This is a genomic window from Pseudomonas sp. OTU750018, assembly GCF_011636575.1.
Classification (GTDB): domain Bacteria; phylum Pseudomonadota; class Gammaproteobacteria; order Pseudomonadales; family Pseudomonadaceae; genus Aquipseudomonas; species Aquipseudomonas peli.
Genome location: NZ_JAAPAU010000001.1, coordinates 952,022 through 968,837, shown reverse-complemented (window position 1 = coordinate 968,837; position 16,816 = coordinate 952,022). Strand labels below are relative to the sequence as shown.

Below are 16,816 nucleotides of genomic sequence, written 5' to 3'. Positions count from 1 at the left end.
CGGGCCTTAGTGGCTGGGCAATCCGCGTGCAGCAAGGCGCGCTAGCAACTGGCTGTGCAGCGCCTGCAGATACGGCAGTACCAGTTGGTGACGCTGTGCGGCGTCACAGGCATAGCCCAGCAGGTAGGCGATTTCCGTACGACGACCTTGGCGAACATCCTGGTGCATGGACGAATAGTTGGCTGCTGTGGCCTGAATCACACGCTGCACGTCGTCATGCAAGTTCTCGGCGGCGGCGCTGCGGCCGCAGGTGTGCAGCAACTCGCTCAGTTCGCTGCACAGGCACGCCACTTGCGCCGGGTGTGCCTGTAGCTCGCCATTGCGGCAGTCATGCAGCACGGTCAGTGGATTGATGGCGCAGTTCAGCGCCAGCTTGCGCCACAGCCGGCTGAGAATATCCAGGCTCCAGTCGTGAACAATGCCGGCGTGCTGCAAGTCTGCCAGCCAACTGGGCGGCTGCAGATTCTGTGGGTCACCGAGCCAAGTGTGGCCGTGGCCAGCAAACACAACCTGGAAATCGGCCTGACGAAACGCGCCTTCGGTACTGGAGGCAAAGATGCAACGTGCCTGGGGCGCCGCGCGGGCGACTTCGTCCTGGCTGCCCAGACCATTTTGCAGCAGGAGAATTTCGGCACCCGGCGCCAGGCGTGGCGCCAGTTGGCTTACCGCATTAGCCGCGTCATAAGCCTTGCAGGCGAGCAGTAGGCGCTGGATCGGCTGGCGATGATCGGGTGTTTGCGCAGGGATGGGATAATGCTGTGGCTGGCCCTGCTCAATCAGCGTCAGCCCGCCGGCCTGTTGATAGCTATTCAGGCGCGCCGAGTCGCGCAGGATCAGTGCTACTGGCAGGCCGGCTCGCGCCAGACGTGTCGCCCATAGGGTGCCGAGGCTCCCCGCACCGAGGATATGCCACATGCTGAACGTGGCTTATTGCGGTAACGACAAGCGCAGGGCAGTGACCAGCCCGGTGCTGTGTGATTCGGGCAGGATTCTGGTCGCGTTATCGATGATCTGTTCTGGGGTGATGGGGAGGCCTTTGGCATCCAGGCCCACCAGGCTGATACCCGCTTTGAGGCTGATAAATCCTTCGCTGGTCTTGAAGGCTTTGAGGTTGATGCCTTCATGCAGGCGCTTGAAGCTGCTGGGCGAGCATTCGTGCAGGTCGGTCAGCAAAGTAATCAGGCCGAAGTGGCTTTCATCCAAGCGCACCAGAACATCCAATGGCCGTACCAGCTGCTGCAGGCGGCGCGCCACGCCAGTGAGCAGTTCGTTGTAGAAGGTGTCGCCATAGCGCTGGTGCAGCTCGTGCATGTCTTGCAGACCAATCAGCAGGTAACACAGCGCACCGCCACGCGATTCCACCTGGCGCAGGCTGTCGAGCATCTTCTGGTGCAGGTAGCGGCTATTGCCCAGCCCGGTAAGCGGGTCGATAAGGTTGCGTTGTTCCAGGCTGGCAATGTTTTCGGTCAGTAAGCGGTTTTCCTGCAGCAGGCGTTGCAGGGTGTTGCACAGGCGATCGGCCGCATAGACGCGTGGCACCAGTTGCTCGTTCATCGCGGCCTTACTGATGAAGTCATCGACACCGCTGTCGAAGGCTTCGCCCAATACGTTTTCGCCTTCCTTGCCGGTGAGCAGGATGACATAGGTGTAGTGATGGGCCATTTCATCAAACTGGCGGACCTGCACTGTCAGCTCTAAGCCATTCATCTCGGGCATCAACCAATCGGCGAGTAAGACGCTGGCGGGGCGCTGTTCGAGCAAGCGAATCGCTTCGGCGGCACTGTTGGCAAAACGAAGGTCCTGATAACCCGCCTGGCTAAGCGCGCGCCCAATCATGGCGCTGGAGAACTTGGCGTCATCGACGACCAAAATGCTCAGGTGGGGGTTCGGCATGGGCAGGCTCGCTAGGGGGAAATCGCGTGGGCCCGATACTTCGCCGGGCAGTGTGTGTTGCTACCGCTATATAATGGCCGGGTTTTTTCACCGTCAAGCCAGGCGTGTCCCGTTCGTGATGCAGGGCGCGCCGTCTATCTGGAGTAAGCCCATGCCCTCGTTCGACGTGGTGTCCGAGTTGGACAAACATGAAGTTACCAACGCCATCGACAGCGCCATCAAAGAGCTGGATCGTCGTTATGACCTGCGCGGTAAAGGTAGCTTTGAGCTGAAAGAGCTGACTGTCAACCTGACAGCCGATGCGGATTTTCAGTTGGAGCAGATGGTTGAGATTCTCAAGCTCTGCTTGGTCAAACGCAAGATCGACGTACAGTGCCTGGAGTTCAAGGACGCCTACCCGTCGGGCAAGAGCGTCAAACAGGAAGTGATCCTGCGTGAAGGGATCGAGAAGGATCTGGCGAAGAAGATCGTCGCGCACATCAAGGACATAAAACTCAAGGTGCAGGCCGCCATTCAAGGCGAGCAAGTGCGTATCACTGGCAAGAAGCGCGATGACCTGCAGGAGGCGATTGCCGCCTTGCGTGCCAAGGACTTCGGTATGCCATTGCAGTTCAATAACTTCCGCGATTGATGCATGCGCAATGAACCTTGCCGCTGTTAAAGCGTCGCAACGGTGTTGGTGCAGTAAAAACGCCACGGCTTGCCGTGGCGTTTTATTTTCAAAGGCTTACAAGGATTAACAAATGGATATGAACATCGAACAACTGGTGAAAGTATCAGAGGCCTGGTTGCCTGTGGTGCTGGAATACAGCGGCAAGTTGACTCTGGCGTTGATCACCATGCTTATCGGCTGGTGGCTGATCAGCAAACTCATCAACAGCGTTGGTCGTTTGCTCAACCTGCGTCAGGTTGATCGGGCCTTGAGCAGTTTTATCTGCAGCCTGGTCGGCATCGTATTGAAGGTGTTGCTGCTGGTCAGCGTGGCGTCGATGGTGGGTGTGGAAACCACCTCCTTTATTGCGGTGATCGGTGCCGCTGGTCTGGCCATTGGCCTGGCCTTGCAAGGTAGCCTGGCGAACTTCGCGGGCGGTGTGTTGATCATGTTTTTCCGTCCATTTCGCGCCGGTGACTGGATTGAGGCCCAAGGTGTTTCGGGCAGTGTCGACAGCATTCAGATCTTCCATACCACGCTGAAAACTGCGGATAACAAAGTGGTGATCGTGCCCAACGGCAGCCTGTCGAACGGCCATATCACCAACTATTCGCGCGAATCCACGCGGCGTGTGGATATCAACCTGGGTATCGATTACTCAAGCGATATCAAGCAGGCCCGTGAGGTGTTGCTGGACATTGCCAAGGACCCGCGTGTGCGTCAGGACCCTGCGCCTGTGGTGTTTGTTACCGGTTTGGGTGATAGCGCGATCAACCTCTCACTGCGCATCTGGGTGGCGACGCCAGATTTCTGGCCAGTCACTTTCGCCTTCACCGAGCAGGCCAAGGAGCGCCTAAGCGAGGCCGGTATCGGCATCCCATTCCCGCAGCGGGTGGTGCATCTGGTGCAGCAACCCACTGTCTGAAGGAACGCCGAGTTAGCGACTGGTGGCGTTATAGAGCGTTTTTAACGTGCGGCCCATCGCCAGTTGATAGTGGTTGATCAGGCTTTGCCAGTCGGCCTGATCCCACGGCGAATGGCGCCGCAGTTGCAGCATGTCGTGCAACGCGGCTTGCTTGCGGGTCAGGCGGCGGCGTGACTTCTCAAGATCGAGCAAGGCGATTTCGCACGATGGCGGCGTATTAGCAGCCTGGATACGCACAAAGATATGTTTTGCATACATGCAGCCATGTTGCTGGCGGGCTTTGTGCAAATTGGCTAGGCTTTGCGCGATCTGCTGCAGGGAGGCGTCTAGCGCCTCGCGAGCATGATGCTCATACCATTCATCGAGAGGCTGAAAGCCTTCCAGGGCTTTGGTCACCAGCAAGGCACGCCAGCCTTCGCGGTTGCGCTCGGCGGCGCAGTAAACGATCTCGGGTACCGCGACACCAGCCTTGAGTGCTCTGAGCAGAGCGTCGCGTTCACGCAGTACCGTCGGCCGCCCCCAAGGGTGAAGCAGGCTGCGGTAGGTGTGCCCGGTTTGCTTTTTGGCGTAAAGCGACTGACCCAGCTGGGTGAGGCGTTGAACACCGCTATAACCACCGCGGCGCTCATTAGGTTCTTCGACCCATTCACCCTGGATTTGCCACCAGCTGTCAAAGCTGGGGTAGTGGGTGAGGCGGGTGGCGTTACTGAATGCTACGGTCATGGCCTGCCCTCTTGTTGTGAGCAGGGTAGAGCAAGAGTCTTGCCAGTAATGCTATTGGTGCTGTTCGGTGGCGTTAGTCACGCTTAAATCGCTGGTTTGCAGCCGTTCCCGGCGCCATTGCAGGATGATCAGCAGCAGTGTCGGAATACCCAGCAAGGCAGTGACCAGGAAGAACTGGGCATAGCCGAACTTCTCCACCATTACGCCGGAATAACCACCGATCAGGCGCGGCAACAACAGCATGATCGAGCTGAGCAGGGCGTACTGGGTGGCGGAGAACTTCAGGTTGGTCAGGCTCGACAGGTAGGCGACGAACGCCGCTGTGGCCAGGCCGGCGCTGAAGTTGTCGGCGGAAATGGTCACGATCAGCATCTGCAGGTCAGCGCCCATGCCGGTAAGCATCAGGAACAGCAGGTTGGTCGCCGCCGAGGCCGCGCCGCCAATAAACAGGATCGGCAGAATACCGAAGCGCACGATCAGCAGGCCGCCAAAGCCTGCACCAATCAGGGTCATGACCAAGCCGAAGAGCTTACTGACGCTGGCAATCTGGTCCTTGGTAAAGCCCTGGTCGATGTAGAACACGTTGGCCATAACGCCCATTACGGTGTCCGACATACGGTAGGTGGCAATTAACCCGAGCAGCAGGAACGCTTGCCAGCGGTAACGCAGGATAAAGTCGTTCACCGGTGTCAGCACCGGCGCCAGGCCACGACGCCCCATGGACGACAGGCACAGGGCACTGAGAATGGTGTAAAGCAGGGCGCGCAGAAAGGCGCGGTCTTCCAATAGCAGGTCAAGCATGCTGGCTTCGCCGTTGATCACGCTGGCGAAGTCGGTGTTGTAGAACTGGGTAAACATCGCCGGTACCGATACCAGCAACACAATCAGTACCAGTACCGAGGCGATCTGGTGGCTAAAGCCATAACGCGCAGCGGCCAGTTGCGTGCGCAGTGGCACATCCGGCTCGCGCATCCACAGGCTGGTCAGCAGGCCAGGCAACATCAGCAGGGCAAACAGCAGGTAGGTGCCGGCCCATGCACCGTGCTGATAGAGCAGTGCGGTGGAGCCAAAGCCTTCGGCGAAATACAGTGCGCCGGCGGTGGCCAGCAGGGCGGCGATGCGGTAGCCGGCCATATAGCTGGCGGCCAGCGCGGCCTGGCGGGTGTCGTCGACGATTTCCAGGCGGTAGGCATCAACGGCGATGTCCTGAGTGGCCGACGCAAAGGCCACCAGCACCGCGAGGGAAATCAGCCAGGTCAGGTGTGTCTGCGGGTCACATAGGGCCATGCCAGCGAGGCCGATGGCGATCAGGATCTGTGATAGCACCAACCAGGAGCGTCGGCGGCCCAGTTTGCCCAGCAGCGGTAGGCGCCACTGATCAAGCAGCGGAGACCAGACCCATTTGAAGGCATATGCCAGGCCGATCAGGCTGGCAAAACCAATGGTATCGCGGGCCACGCCGGCTTCGCGTAGCCAGACAGACAGGGTGGAGAACACCAGCATATAAGGCAGGCCAGCGGCGAACCCTAGAAGCAGCAGCACCAAGGTTGAGGGGCTGGAGTAGGCAGCAATGGCATCACGCCAGCTTTTACGGGGCATTGAAGGGGTATCAGCCTGAGATTGACCTAATAAAGGGCGCACTCTACCCGCTGTGCTCCATTGGGCGCCAGCCATAGCGCGGCATATCCACCCGATCATTATGGATTTGCACGCCTTCCTCACGTAAACGACTGCGTTGTTCTGTGCCGGAGAGGCTGCCAGCCGGCAAGCTGAGGCGGCCACCGGCAGCAATTACCCGGTGCCAGGGCAGGGTGCTGCCGTCCGGTAGCTGGCTGAGGGTGCGCCCGACCCAGCGCGCAGCGCGACCCAAGCCTGCGTATGCAGCCAGTTGTCCGTAACTCACCACGCAGCCGGCCGGAATCTGCGCCAGCACCGCATAAAGTGCCGTGCGACGCTCGAGCTGGCTTGCTGTTGGTTGGCCTGGCGCGGCATGCTTCGGCACCTGTTCTGGCTCGTTATCCGGCTTTCCCATCATGCTTATACGTACTCTGTTGTGCTTTCTGGTTCTTGCTCTGACCACCCCAGCGTGGGCGGACACGGTGTGGTTGAACAATGGTGACCGTCTGAGCGGTGAGATAGTTCTGCTCGATGGCGGCAAACTGGCCTTGAAAACCAAGTACGCCGGCCAGGTGCTGATTGCCTGGAAGGATATCGACACCCTGCGCTCGGAGAAACCCTTGCTGATGCGCCGCCAGGGGCTCGATAGCGAGCACAGCAACCAGTTGGAAGCAGCGGGCAAGGGCATGGTGCGGGTGGTCAGCGACAACACGCAAACCGTGCCGCTCTCCAGTATCAAGCGTCTGATCCCGCCGCGCCCGGTACTGCAGGACCGCTTCTGGGAGGGCAATCTGGACGCCAAACTGGATATGAAGCGCGACGACAACGACACCGACGAGTGGAAGCTCAAAAGCAATACGCGTGTGGAGCACGGCCGTTGGCGTCACGTGTTGGCCGGTGAGCTGGAGCGCAAGGTTAAGAATGACGCGAAAACCGCTGACAACTGGCAGCTGGAATACGACCTTGACCGCTTTATCACGGACCACTGGTTCTGGCGGGTGGGGGCAGAGCAGGACGAGGATGAGTTTGCCTTTTTTACTCGCCAGCGTTCGCTGGGCACCGGACCGGGTTATCGCTTCTGGGATAACGAACTGGGCCGGCTGGATGTGATCGGCCAGTTCAATCGCCTGCAATTGGAGGCCAGTGATGCTGAGCGGTCGTTCAATACCTACTCGCTTGCCTTGGATTACAAGCGTCTGCTGTGGGGTACCCGTCTGGAGTTTTACAGCACGGCTGAGCTGCAATTGCCTGCGATAGAGGAGATTGACTACGTGCTCGACAGTGAAATAGGCCTGCGCTACCGGCTGACAGATTGGGCGCGCCTATCGCTGCTGTATGAGCTGGATCAGGCGCGTGCGCTCGGGCAAACCAGCAGTGAGCGTCGCTATCTGTTGGGTGTGGGGGTCGGCTGGTAGGCCACGTAATGATGAACTCGCGGTGATTCTGTCGGTCAGTGCTTGCTCTGGCGTCGTGCTTACGGATAATGCGCGACCTTCCGCGAACCCGAAGTAGACAATTCATCCCTATGTTTTCCAGAACCCTGCTGTGCCTGGCCCTTTCTGTGGCTGCTACCTCCGCGTTGGCGGATACCGTCTGGCTGAAGAACGGCGACCGCCTGACCGGCAAGATCAAGTTTTACGACGGTGGCAAGCTGTTGCTGGCGACCGACTACGGCGGTGCGATTGCCCTCGACTGGAGCAAGATCGCCACCCTGGAAAGCGATCAGGAACTGCTGATCAAGGAAAATGCCATCGCTGGTGAGCGCGCCAAGTCCCTGCAGCCGGCCGAGCCGGGCAAGGTGATCCTGGCCAATGGCGATGCGCCCAAGACTATCGAGCTCGCCAGCATCAAGCAGATCCTCAAACCCAAGCCATTGGTCGAGGATTTGGTCTGGAAGGGCAATATCGATGCGGCGCTGGACTACAAACGTGCCGAGCGCGACACCGACGACTACGACGTCAGCCTCAAGACTCAGGCGCGTCACGGTCTCTGGCGCCACAACGCGCAAGCCGACTACAACCGTGAGTTTCAGGATGATGTGGTCACCACCGACAACTGGAGCGCCGAATACGCCCTTGACCGCTTCCTGACCGAGAAGTGGTTCTGGCAGGGGCGCTTCGAGTACAAACGCGACATGGTTGAAGAACTTGAACGCCAGCGCACCGTGGGTACCGGTCCGGGTTACCAGTTCTGGGATAACGAGCTGGGCGCCTTCTCGGTGGCCGGCCTGCTTAACCGCACAGACTACGAGTACAGCAATGGCGAGAGCGACAACTTCTACGCCGCGAGCCTGAAGTGGGATTACAACCGCTACCTGGTCGGCAAGAGCGTCGAGCTGTTCAGTGATGGCGAGGTGGGTAAGCCGCTGGCCAACGCCGCTGACTACACCCTGGATGCCGCCGTGGGCCTGCGTTACAAACTGACCGATTGGGCTTCGCTGAATATGAAGGCCGAGAAGGACCTGGTCAGCGGTGCAGAAGGCGAGCTGGACGAAACCCGTTATAGCCTGGGATTTGGCGTGGGTTGGTAAGCTTCGGCTGCACACAAAAAAGCCCCGCAGATGCGGGGCTTTTTGTTCTAAACGTTCTAGATCTCGCGAGCTAGAGTCAGTCTAGGCGCTACGTTAGTAACAGCCTCCGGCTGGTCAAAGCACTCGCGGGCGCGGAGTTTACGAGCTGTAAATGAGCAAGCCCGCGAGTGCTTTTAACGATGGATGGCCGACGCGCAGCAGATCGGTGCGGATTACAACCGCAGGCCGCCGTCGAGCTCCAAGATACGACCGGTGTAGTAGTCGTTTTCCAGGATATAGGCCACCGAGTGGGCGATCTCGGCCGGTTTGCCCATGCGGCGCAGTGGGATGACCGAGGTCATGCGCTCCAGTGCTTCCGGTTTCATGCTGGCAACCATTTCGGTTTCGATAAAGCCCGGTGCTACGCCCGCGACACGGATGCCGTAACGCGCCAGCTCTTTGGCCCAGACCACGGTGTCGGCAGCGACACCGGCTTTGGCAGCCGAGTAGTTAGCCTGGCCGATGTTGCCGGCACGGGAAATGGAGGAGATGTTGATGATCGCGCCTTCGTTCTTCAGCTCAATCATTTTCGCCGCCACTTCACGGGTGCAGAGGAACACGCCGGTGAGGTTGACGTCGATCACCGACTGCCACTGCGCCAGGCTCAGTTTGGTGATTTCGCCATCCTTGACCTTGATGGTCAGGCCGTCACGCAGGATGCCGGCGTTGTTGACCAGGCCATTGAGTGCGCCGAAGTCTTCAGCGATCTGTGCCACGGTCTGGGTCACTTGCTCTTCATTGGCAACGTTGCACAGGTAGGCGCGCGCTTCTACGCCCAGCGCCTTGCAAGCCGCCACGGCTTCGTCGAGTTTTTCCTGGTTCAGGTCGACCAGCGCCAGTCTGGCGCCTTTTTCTGCCAGGTACTCAGCCATCGCGCGGCCCAGGCCCTGACAGCCGCCGGTGATGACGATAACTTTATCTTTGAGTTGCATCGCGAGTCCCCTCAAATGGTGTTGTGTGACCTTGCCGGCGGTTAATCTAGGCGCCTCCCGTTCTGTGACGGAATCTATGCAAGGAGTCATAAGGTGAGCGTGAAAGCCGGCAAGCATGCCCGAGAATTGCTGCTCAAGGAATACCGGGGCGTGCTCAGCACCCATTCCAAAGCCATGCCGGGTTTCCCTTTCGGATCAGTGGTGCCCTATTGCCTGGATGCTGACGGTTATCCGCTGATGCTGATCAGTCGCATCGCCCAGCACACCCACAACCTCAAGCAGGATGGTAAATGCTCGCTGCTGGTGGGCGAGCGTGGGGCGGAAGATGTGCAGGCGGTCGGTCGTCTTACGCTGCTCGCCGAGGCGCGGCAATTAGATGACGAGGCGCAGATTGTTGCGGCTGCGCAGCGCTATTACCGCTATTTCCCGGAGTCGCGCGGCTACCATCAGGCCCATGATTTCGATTTTTGGCGGCTGGAGCCGGTGCGCTGGCGCTACATCGGCGGGTTTGGTGCGATTCACTGGCTGGATGAGGTGGTCCAGACCAACCCCTTTGCCGGCGACAGCGAAATCAGCATGGTTGAGCACATGAACAGCGACCATGCCAAGGCTATCGCTCATTATGTCGAGCTGGCAGGTTTACCCCAGCATGCGCCGGCTGAGCTGGTTGGGGTCGACAGTGAGGGCTTCCACCTGCGGATCGGTCAGGGGCTTTATTGGCTGGCCTTTCCAACATCCTGTAACAGTCCGCTGGAGGTGCGCCAGGCCTTGGTGGCATTGGCCCGCGCCGAAGTCTGGCCGACCGACAGTCAGGCTTCAGCTTGAATTCAGCTCAACACCCCATACTTCAGTCCCATAGGAAGCTGATCTTCCGTTAAGGATCCTTTGATGCGTGCGTTTCTGTTTCTGTTTCTGCTGTTCCCGTTCATTGAATTGGCCCTGCTGATTCAGGTGGGCAGTGCCATCGGTGTGTTACCGACCTTGTTGCTGGTGATTGGTACCGGCATCCTCGGCGCCATTCTGCTGCGCGTTGCAGGGGTAGCAACCGCGTGGCGTGCACGCGAGAAGCTGGCCAGAGGTGAGTTACCCGAGCAGGAAATGCTCGAAGGCCTGCTGATCGCCGTCGGTGGTGGTCTGCTGTTGCTGCCTGGCTTTATCAGCGACATTTTCGGCCTGCTGTGCCTAATTCCGTTCACCCGTCGCTTGCTGGTCAACAAGGTGCGTCTGCGCGCCGCCGAACAAGCCATGCGTCAGCGCGCCTTTTTTGACGACCAGGCCGCACGCTCCGGGCAAGTTCGTCCCAATGTGCTGGAAGGCGAATTTGAGCGCCGCGACTGATTTTCGGCTCATAAGAAAAGCCTGTAGATCGTAAAAATTTCACCCTCAGCCCTTGAAATCCCCTTGTGCGCCCTTATGTAGCGGTCACCGCAAGGTTTTCTGTCGTCAGACAGATTCAGACTTCAGCGCTGCGCCTAGCGTAGTGCTACCGGCCTCGCCGGACTTTGCTAACCCGCCGGTGATTGCACCGGCCGAAAAATCACTATTGGGAGAGATCGACAATGAAGCTTCGTCCTCTGCATGACCGCGTCGTAATCCGTCGCAGCGAAGAAGAAAAGAAAACCGCAGGCGGCATCGTGCTGCCAGGTTCCGCTGCCGAGAAAGCCAACAGCGGTGAAATCCTCGCTGTCGGTACTGGTCGCGTGCTGGACAACGGTGAAGTGCGTGCCCTGGCCGTTAAAGTCGGCGACAAAGTGGTGTTTGGCCCTTACTCCGGCAGCAACACCATCAAAGTTGACGGCGAAGACCTGCTGGTAATGAGCGAGAGCGAAATTCTCGCTGTCGTTGAAGGTTGATTTCAGCGCTCCGTCGCTACGAATTCCGCTCTATTTGAACGAATCAAGGAATAACCATCATGGCTGCTAAAGAAGTTAAATTCGGCGATTCCGCCCGCAAGAAAATGCTCGTCGGCGTTAATGTTCTGGCTGACGCAGTAAAAGCCACCCTCGGCCCGAAAGGCCGTAACGTGATCATCGAGAAGAGCTACGGCGCTCCGACCATCACCAAGGACGGCGTTTCCGTTGCCAAAGAAATCGAGCTGAAAGATCGCTTCGAAAACATGGGCGCGCAGCTGGTTAAAGACGTTGCTTCCCGTGCCAACGATGACGCGGGCGACGGCACCACCACTGCTACCGTTCTGGCTCAAGCCATCGTCAACGAAGGTCTGAAAGCCGTCGCGGCTGGCATGAATCCGATGGATCTGAAGCGCGGCATCGACAAGGCGACCATCGCCATCGTTGCTGAGCTGAAGAAGCTGTCCAAGCCTTGCGCTGACACCAAAGCCATCGCTCAGGTAGGTTCGATCTCCGCCAACTCTGACACTTCCATCGGCGAAATCATTGCTGAAGCCATGGAAAAAGTCGGCAAAGAAGGCGTGATCACCGTTGAAGAGGGCTCGGGCCTGGAAAACGAACTGTCGGTTGTTGAAGGCATGCAGTTCGACCGTGGCTACCTGTCGCCGTACTTCATCAACAAGCCAGACACCATGGTCGCCGAGCTCGACGGCCCGTTGATCCTGCTGGTTGACAAGAAAGTTTCCAATATCCGTGAGCTGCTGCCAGTTCTGGAAGCTGTTGCCAAGTCCGGCCGTCCGCTGCTGATCGTAGCTGAAGACGTTGAAGGCGAAGCCCTGGCGACTCTGGTTGTGAACAACATGCGCGGTATCGTTAAAGTTGCTGCCGTTAAGGCACCAGGCTTTGGCGACCGTCGTAAGGCCATGCTGCAGGACATCGCTGTGCTGACTGGCGGTACCGTAATCTCCGAAGAGATCGGTCTGAGCCTGGAAAGCGCCACCCTGGAGCACCTGGGTAACGCCAAGCGTGTGATCCTGAGCAAAGAAAACACCACCATCATCGACGGCGCTGGCGTTCAGACTGATATCGAGTCTCGCGTACTGCAGATCCGTAAGCAGATCGAAGACACCTCGTCCGACTACGACAAAGAGAAGCTGCAAGAGCGTCTGGCCAAACTGGCTGGCGGTGTTGCGGTGATCAAAGTCGGTGCCGGCACCGAAGTTGAAATGAAAGAGAAGAAAGCCCGCGTTGACGACGCCCTGCACGCGACCCGCGCAGCCGTTGAAGAAGGCGTGGTACCTGGCGGTGGCGTGGCTCTGGTGCGCGCTCTGCAGGCCATCAGCGAGCTGAAAGGCGACAACGCCGATCAGGACGTGGGTATCGCTCTGCTGCGTCGTGCTGTTGAAGCTCCGCTGCGTCAGATCGTTTCCAACGCCGGCGGCGAGCCGAGCGTAGTGGTCGACAAGGTTAAGCAGGGTTCGGGTAACTTCGGCTTCAACGCCGCGACCGACACCTACGGCGACATGATCGAGATGGGTATTCTCGATCCGGCCAAGGTCACCCGTTCGGCGCTGCAAGCTGCAGCTTCGATCGGCAGCCTGATGATCACCACCGAAGCGATGATCGCCGAAGTTGTAGAAGACAAGCCGGCTGCTGGCGGTATGCCAGACATGGGCGGCATGGGTGGTATGGGCGGCATGATGTAAGCCAGCCCGGCTCCCGCAGGCCGTCGCCAGATGGCCTGCATGCAGTAAAGAAAACCCCGTGCCTGTCACGGGGTTTTCATTTTTCTCGGCTATAACAGCCTCTCGCGGCAAAGCGGTACGCCAATTGCTTTGTGTGATGCGCGCTCCCGGACTGGAGCTTGTCAATCTGCGCTGTGCTGCTGCTACGCATGGTCGCTCCGTGTTTTGACCTCACCTGGATGTGCTCTACCACGCCGTTTTCAATGGATGGTTGGAGATTGTGCCGGTTACGGTTTTGCCTGCGATTGTTTTAAAACCACAGGTTCTATTGCGCACCACGCTGATGCAATTGGGCAATTAAGTGACTGTGAGGGTGTTACCGCCAGGTGCGGTGATGCGATCCCTATCCTTGGTTTGCTCAACGATTGAACCAACGGTGCGAATCTGGCCCGAAGCTTGGCCTGCTGAATGGCTGCGTGTGGATCAGGATGATCAGAATGGCATTGCCGGCAGTGTCCGGCAGTAACGACCACTTGTCGCCCAATACGGCGCGGTGGTTAACAGTGATCTAGGGTCTACAAACAGCGTTTGGCAGCGCTATCAAGAGGTTGCAGTGATGAAGCTAGAAATCGCACGAGGTTTGTTCCTGGTGACCGCGCTCAGCGTGGCCTCGCTCGCGGCGGCGGCTTGGCAGGAAGCCAGCCCCCAGGTCATCACCCTCAACGAGCGCGGCTACTGTCCGTTGCCGCCCCAGGCGCGAACGGCCGAGGTGCTAAAACCGGACCAGGACCTGCTGCTGTTTATGTTCAGCCTCTCTCAGGGCGCCCGTTCACAAGGTTGAGCCTGCTGACATGAAAATTCGATAGACAGAAAAAAGCCCTGCATTGCAGGGCTTTTTGGTTAGTGGGCTTTGGCCGTTGTCGGTGGCGCATCGGGCTGCGCCAGCAGGCTGTACACGCAGGGCAGTACAAACAGGGTGAACAACGTGCCGATCGACATGCCGGTGGCGATCACCAGGCCGATGTCGAAGCGGCTGACTGCACCAGCACCGGTTGCCAGGATCAGCGGCACCATGCCGAAGACCATCGCCGCAGTGGTCATCAGCACCGGACGCAGGCGAATCGCCGCCGCTTCTTCGACCGCTTCACGGCGCGACAGGCCTTTTTCGCGGCGCAGCTGGTTGGCGAACTCGACAATCAGGATGCCGTGCTTGGTGATCAGACCGATCAGCGTGACCAGGCCCACCTGGGTGTAGATGTTCATGCTCGATAGGCCAAGGAACAGCGGAATCAGCGCGCCACAGATCGACAACGGCACCGTGACCATGATTACCAGTGGGTCGCGGAAACTCTCGAATTGTGCCGCCAGCACCAGGAAGATCAGCGCCAGGGCTAGGCCGAAGGTGATGTAGAGCGCGTTGCCTTCCTGCACCAGCTGGCGCGACGCACCGGCGAAGTCGTAGGCATAACCGGCTGGGGCTTCCTCCAGCATGATCTGCGTTACCGTCTCGACGGCTTCACCCATGCTGACGATGGGTACGCCCTGGATGATCGCCGAGTTGAGCTGCTGGAACTGGTTGAGCTGGGTCGGCCGCGCACGGTCGCTGACCTTGACCAGTGTCGACAGGGCCAACATCGCGCCGCTTTCGCTCTTCACGTAGTAGCTGCCGAGCCACTCCGGGTTGTCGCGGTAGGCGCGTTCGACCTGAGCAATCACCTTGTAGCTGCGGCCGTCGATGGTGAACCGGTTGATCTCACCTTCACCGAGCAGGCTCGCCAGCGTCAGGCCGAGGTCTTCCATGGACACGCCCATCTGCGCAGCTTTTTCGCGGTCGATTTCCACCACCACTTCCGGCTTGTCGAAGGCCAGGTCGACGTCGAGGAAGGCGAACTTGCCGGACTCCACGGCGCGTTGCTTGACCCGTTCGGTCACTTGCAGCAGCGACTGGTAGTCGTTGGGTGTGTTGATCACGAATTGAAACGGTAGGCCCTCACCCGTACCCGGCAAGGACGGCAGGTTGAAACCGAAGATCTGCAGGCCGGCGATCTGCGACAGGCGACCTTGCACCTCCGGGAGAATCTCCATCTGGGTGCGTTCGCGCTCGTTCCACGGCGTCATCAAGAAGCCGCCAATACCCGACTGCACACCGTTGAAGCCGTTGATCTGGAACGAGGAGTAGTACTCCGGGAACTCCTTGAAGATGCTCACGAACTCGTCGGTGTACTTGTTCAGGTACTCCAGGTTGGTCGGTTGCGGTGCGCTGGCAATCATGAAAATGATGCCCTGATCTTCTTCTGGGGCCAGCTCGCTCTTGGTGAACTTGAGCAGTACCGGAATCAGGCACATGACGATTACCGCGAATACCAGCACCACCGGACGGGTATCCAGGGTGCCATGCAACGCCCGCTGGTAGCGTTTCTTGAGTGCGTCGAAAATCTGGTCGAGCTTGTGCGCCAGGCCCGACGGATTCTCCTCATGGCGCAGCAGCTTGGCGCACATCATCGGTGACAGGGTCAGGGCCACGATGCCGGAGATAATCACCGCACCGGCCAGGGTCAGGGCAAACTCTTTAAATAGCGCGCCGGTAAGGCCCTCGAGGAAGCCGATAGGTGCATATACCGCCGCCAGGGTGATGGTCATCGACACCACCGGCACGGCGATCTCGCGGGCGCCTTCAATGGCCGCATCGAATGGCGTTTTGCCTTCTTCGATATGCCGGTGAATGTTCTCCACCACGACGATGGCGTCGTCCACCACCAGGCCGATGGCCAGCACCATGGCTAGCAGGGTCAGCAAGTTGATCGAGTAGCCCATCAGCTGCATGAAGAACATCACGCCGATCATCGACAGCGGGATGGTGATCACCGGGATCAGTACCGAGCGGAACGCACCGAGGAACAGGAACACCACCACGATGACGATCAGCACCGCTTCGCCAAGGGTCTTCACCACTTCGTCGATGGAGGCCTGTATAAACAGCGTGGCGTCATAGGCGATGGAGACTTTCAGGTTGGGCGGCAGCTGCGCTTCGAGGTCCGGCATGACCTTGCGCACTTCCTTGATCACGTCCAGCGGGTTGGCCCCCGGCGTGCCCTTGATGGCGATGTACACCGATGGCGTACCGTCGAAGGAGCTGATCGCGTCGTAGCTTTCCGCGCCCATTTCCACCCGCGCCACATCGCGGATCAGCACGCGGCTGTCCCCAACAGTTTTCAGCGGGATGGCGGCAAAGGCCTCGGCCGATTTCAGGTCGGTTTCGGCGTTGATGCTGGTGACCACGTACTCGCCCTTCACTTCACCGGCTGCGGCGAGGAAGTTGTATTTACGCACCGCGTCATTCACGTCGCCGGCGGTCACGCCGTAGGCGGCCATTTTCACCGGGTCGAGCCACAGGCGCATGGCAAAGACCTGGTTGCCAAGAATCTCAGCTTCGGCCATGCCAGGCAGGGTGGCCAGCTTGGGCTGGATGACTCGCGACAGGTAATCGGTGATCTGCGGGTTGCTCAGTTCCTGGCTGTAGAAGCTGATGTACATCAGCGCCGTGGAGTCCGCGGCTTCCTTGCTCAGCACCGGGTCTTCGGCGTCCTGCGGCAGCTGGTTCTTCACCTCGTTGGCTTTTGCCAGCAGTTCGGTGAACAAACGGTCGCTGTTGGCACCGATGCGCGCATAGATCGAGATGATCGACACGTTCTGCCGGCTCACCGAAGTCATGTAGTCGATGCCGTCGGCGCTCGCCAGGCTTTGCTGCAGCGGCTGGGTGATATAGCCCTGGATGGTCTCGGCATTGGCCCCGGGGTAAGCCGTGGTCACCGTGATCAGGGCGTTTTCCATCTGCGGGTACTGGCGGATGGTCAGTTTGTTGAATGCCTGGAAGCCAAGCAGGATGATCAACAGACTGACCACGGTCGCCAATACCGGGCGACGGATAAAGGGATCAGTAAAAGCCATAAATAAGTTCCTGTGTGCCGTG

Annotated in this window: 15 protein-coding genes and 1 pseudogene; 9 read left to right on the top strand and 7 right to left on the bottom strand. The window is 59.0% G+C overall.

Annotated features, from left to right (window positions below; all coding sequences use genetic code 11):
* Window positions 1-6: 6 nt before the first annotated feature.
* Together HCI85_RS04670 and HCI85_RS04665 are read right to left on the bottom strand one after the other, a co-directional pair.
* Window positions 7-915: a putative 2-dehydropantoate 2-reductase gene (locus HCI85_RS04670; protein WP_167142490.1), complete on the bottom strand. Its 909-nt coding sequence runs from the start codon at window positions 913-915 to the stop codon at window positions 7-9.
* Window positions 916-1,025: 110 nt separating this feature from the next.
* Window positions 1,026-1,902: pseudogene (locus tag HCI85_RS04665) on the bottom strand (response regulator); the annotation flags it as partial.
* A gap of 142 nt (window positions 1,903-2,044) precedes the next feature.
* On the opposite strand from HCI85_RS04665, the gene HCI85_RS04660 reads away from it, so the two are divergent.
* Window positions 2,045-2,524, top strand: coding sequence for a YajQ family cyclic di-GMP-binding protein (locus tag HCI85_RS04660; protein ID WP_090249077.1), 480 nt, complete (start codon window positions 2,045-2,047; stop codon window positions 2,522-2,524).
* 112 nt (window positions 2,525-2,636) lie between these two features.
* On the top strand, window positions 2,637-3,470 hold the full coding sequence (locus HCI85_RS04655) for a mechanosensitive ion channel family protein (RefSeq protein WP_160085441.1): 834 nt from the start codon (window positions 2,637-2,639) through the stop codon (window positions 3,468-3,470).
* A 12-nt stretch (window positions 3,471-3,482) separates the two neighbouring features.
* Here HCI85_RS04655 and HCI85_RS04650 read toward each other — a convergent pair whose 3' ends face one another.
* The 3 genes from HCI85_RS04650 to HCI85_RS04640 are packed head-to-tail and all read right to left on the bottom strand — an operon-like array spanning window position 3,483 to window position 6,225.
* Entirely contained in the window at window positions 3,483-4,193 is a 711-nt protein-coding gene (locus HCI85_RS04650) for a lipopolysaccharide kinase InaA family protein (RefSeq protein WP_167142487.1), read from the bottom strand.
* 51 nt (window positions 4,194-4,244) lie between these two features.
* Complete coding sequence (locus HCI85_RS04645) at window positions 4,245-5,792, bottom strand: AmpG family muropeptide MFS transporter (protein ID WP_167142484.1); 1,548 nt, start codon at window positions 5,790-5,792, stop codon at window positions 4,245-4,247.
* A 43-nt stretch (window positions 5,793-5,835) separates the two neighbouring features.
* A complete protein-coding gene (locus tag HCI85_RS04640; protein WP_167144264.1) occupies window positions 5,836-6,225 on the bottom strand; it encodes an MGMT family protein in 390 nt (129 codons plus the stop codon).
* Between the two features lies 1 nt (window position 6,226).
* Between HCI85_RS04640 and HCI85_RS04635 the strand changes: the two genes are divergently transcribed.
* Both HCI85_RS04635 and HCI85_RS04630 read left to right on the top strand, forming a co-directional pair.
* Window positions 6,227-7,225, top strand: a complete 999-nt coding sequence (locus tag HCI85_RS04635) for a DUF481 domain-containing protein (RefSeq protein WP_167142481.1) — start codon at window positions 6,227-6,229, stop codon at window positions 7,223-7,225.
* A gap of 110 nt (window positions 7,226-7,335) precedes the next feature.
* Window positions 7,336-8,340: a DUF481 domain-containing protein gene (locus tag HCI85_RS04630; protein WP_090249066.1), complete on the top strand. Its 1,005-nt coding sequence runs from the start codon at window positions 7,336-7,338 to the stop codon at window positions 8,338-8,340.
* A 212-nt stretch (window positions 8,341-8,552) separates the two neighbouring features.
* On the opposite strand, the gene HCI85_RS04625 is transcribed toward HCI85_RS04630, so the two are convergent.
* Complete coding sequence (locus HCI85_RS04625) at window positions 8,553-9,311, bottom strand: SDR family oxidoreductase (protein WP_167142478.1); 759 nt, start codon at window positions 9,309-9,311, stop codon at window positions 8,553-8,555.
* A gap of 93 nt (window positions 9,312-9,404) precedes the next feature.
* Between HCI85_RS04625 and HCI85_RS04620 the strand changes: the two genes are divergently transcribed.
* The 5 genes from HCI85_RS04620 to HCI85_RS04600 all read left to right on the top strand — a co-directional run bounded on the left by HCI85_RS04620 (window position 9,405) and on the right by HCI85_RS04600 (window position 13,687).
* Window positions 9,405-10,136 carry a HugZ family pyridoxamine 5'-phosphate oxidase gene (locus HCI85_RS04620; RefSeq protein ID WP_167142475.1) on the top strand — a complete coding sequence of 244 codons (732 nt, stop codon included), beginning with the start codon at window positions 9,405-9,407 and terminating at the stop codon, window positions 10,134-10,136.
* Between the two features lie 63 nt (window positions 10,137-10,199).
* Entirely contained in the window at window positions 10,200-10,649 is a 450-nt protein-coding gene (locus HCI85_RS04615; RefSeq protein WP_090249060.1) for an FxsA family protein, read from the top strand.
* Between the two features lie 221 nt (window positions 10,650-10,870).
* Window positions 10,871-11,164, top strand: coding sequence for a co-chaperone GroES (locus tag HCI85_RS04610; RefSeq protein WP_090249058.1), 294 nt, complete (start codon window positions 10,871-10,873; stop codon window positions 11,162-11,164).
* A gap of 59 nt (window positions 11,165-11,223) precedes the next feature.
* Window positions 11,224-12,867: a chaperonin GroEL gene (gene groL, locus HCI85_RS04605; protein ID WP_090249056.1), complete on the top strand. Its 1,644-nt coding sequence runs from the start codon at window positions 11,224-11,226 to the stop codon at window positions 12,865-12,867.
* 595 nt (window positions 12,868-13,462) lie between these two features.
* The gene (locus HCI85_RS04600; protein WP_160085435.1) at window positions 13,463-13,687 is read left to right on the top strand and encodes a hypothetical protein; all 225 of its coding nucleotides are present in this window, start codon (window positions 13,463-13,465) and stop codon (window positions 13,685-13,687) included.
* A 59-nt stretch (window positions 13,688-13,746) separates the two neighbouring features.
* On the opposite strand, the gene HCI85_RS04595 is transcribed toward HCI85_RS04600, so the two are convergent.
* On the bottom strand, window positions 13,747-16,794 hold the full coding sequence (locus HCI85_RS04595; protein ID WP_167142471.1) for a multidrug efflux RND transporter permease subunit: 3,048 nt from the start codon (window positions 16,792-16,794) through the stop codon (window positions 13,747-13,749).
* Between the last annotated feature and the right edge of the window lie 22 nt (window positions 16,795-16,816).

Coding starts and splice junctions, on each gene's coding strand:
- HCI85_RS04670 (WP_167142490.1), bottom strand. CDS start 915: ATGTGGCATATCCTCGGTGCGGGGAGCCTCGGCACCCTATGGGCGACA.
- HCI85_RS04660 (WP_090249077.1), top strand. CDS start 2,045: ATGCCCTCGTTCGACGTGGTGTCCGAGTTGGACAAACATGAAGTTACC.
- HCI85_RS04655 (WP_160085441.1), top strand. CDS start 2,637: ATGGATATGAACATCGAACAACTGGTGAAAGTATCAGAGGCCTGGTTG.
- HCI85_RS04650 (WP_167142487.1), bottom strand. CDS start 4,193: ATGACCGTAGCATTCAGTAACGCCACCCGCCTCACCCACTACCCCAGC.
- HCI85_RS04645 (WP_167142484.1), bottom strand. CDS start 5,792: ATGCCCCGTAAAAGCTGGCGTGATGCCATTGCTGCCTACTCCAGCCCC.
- HCI85_RS04640 (WP_167144264.1), bottom strand. CDS start 6,225: ATGGGAAAGCCGGATAACGAGCCAGAACAGGTGCCGAAGCATGCCGCG.
- HCI85_RS04635 (WP_167142481.1), top strand. CDS start 6,227: ATGCTTATACGTACTCTGTTGTGCTTTCTGGTTCTTGCTCTGACCACC.
- HCI85_RS04630 (WP_090249066.1), top strand. CDS start 7,336: ATGTTTTCCAGAACCCTGCTGTGCCTGGCCCTTTCTGTGGCTGCTACC.
- HCI85_RS04625 (WP_167142478.1), bottom strand. CDS start 9,311: ATGCAACTCAAAGATAAAGTTATCGTCATCACCGGCGGCTGTCAGGGC.
- HCI85_RS04615 (WP_090249060.1), top strand. CDS start 10,200: ATGCGTGCGTTTCTGTTTCTGTTTCTGCTGTTCCCGTTCATTGAATTG.
- HCI85_RS04610 (WP_090249058.1), top strand. CDS start 10,871: ATGAAGCTTCGTCCTCTGCATGACCGCGTCGTAATCCGTCGCAGCGAA.
- groL (WP_090249056.1), top strand. CDS start 11,224: ATGGCTGCTAAAGAAGTTAAATTCGGCGATTCCGCCCGCAAGAAAATG.
- HCI85_RS04600 (WP_160085435.1), top strand. CDS start 13,463: ATGAAGCTAGAAATCGCACGAGGTTTGTTCCTGGTGACCGCGCTCAGC.
- HCI85_RS04595 (WP_167142471.1), bottom strand. CDS start 16,794: ATGGCTTTTACTGATCCCTTTATCCGTCGCCCGGTATTGGCGACCGTG.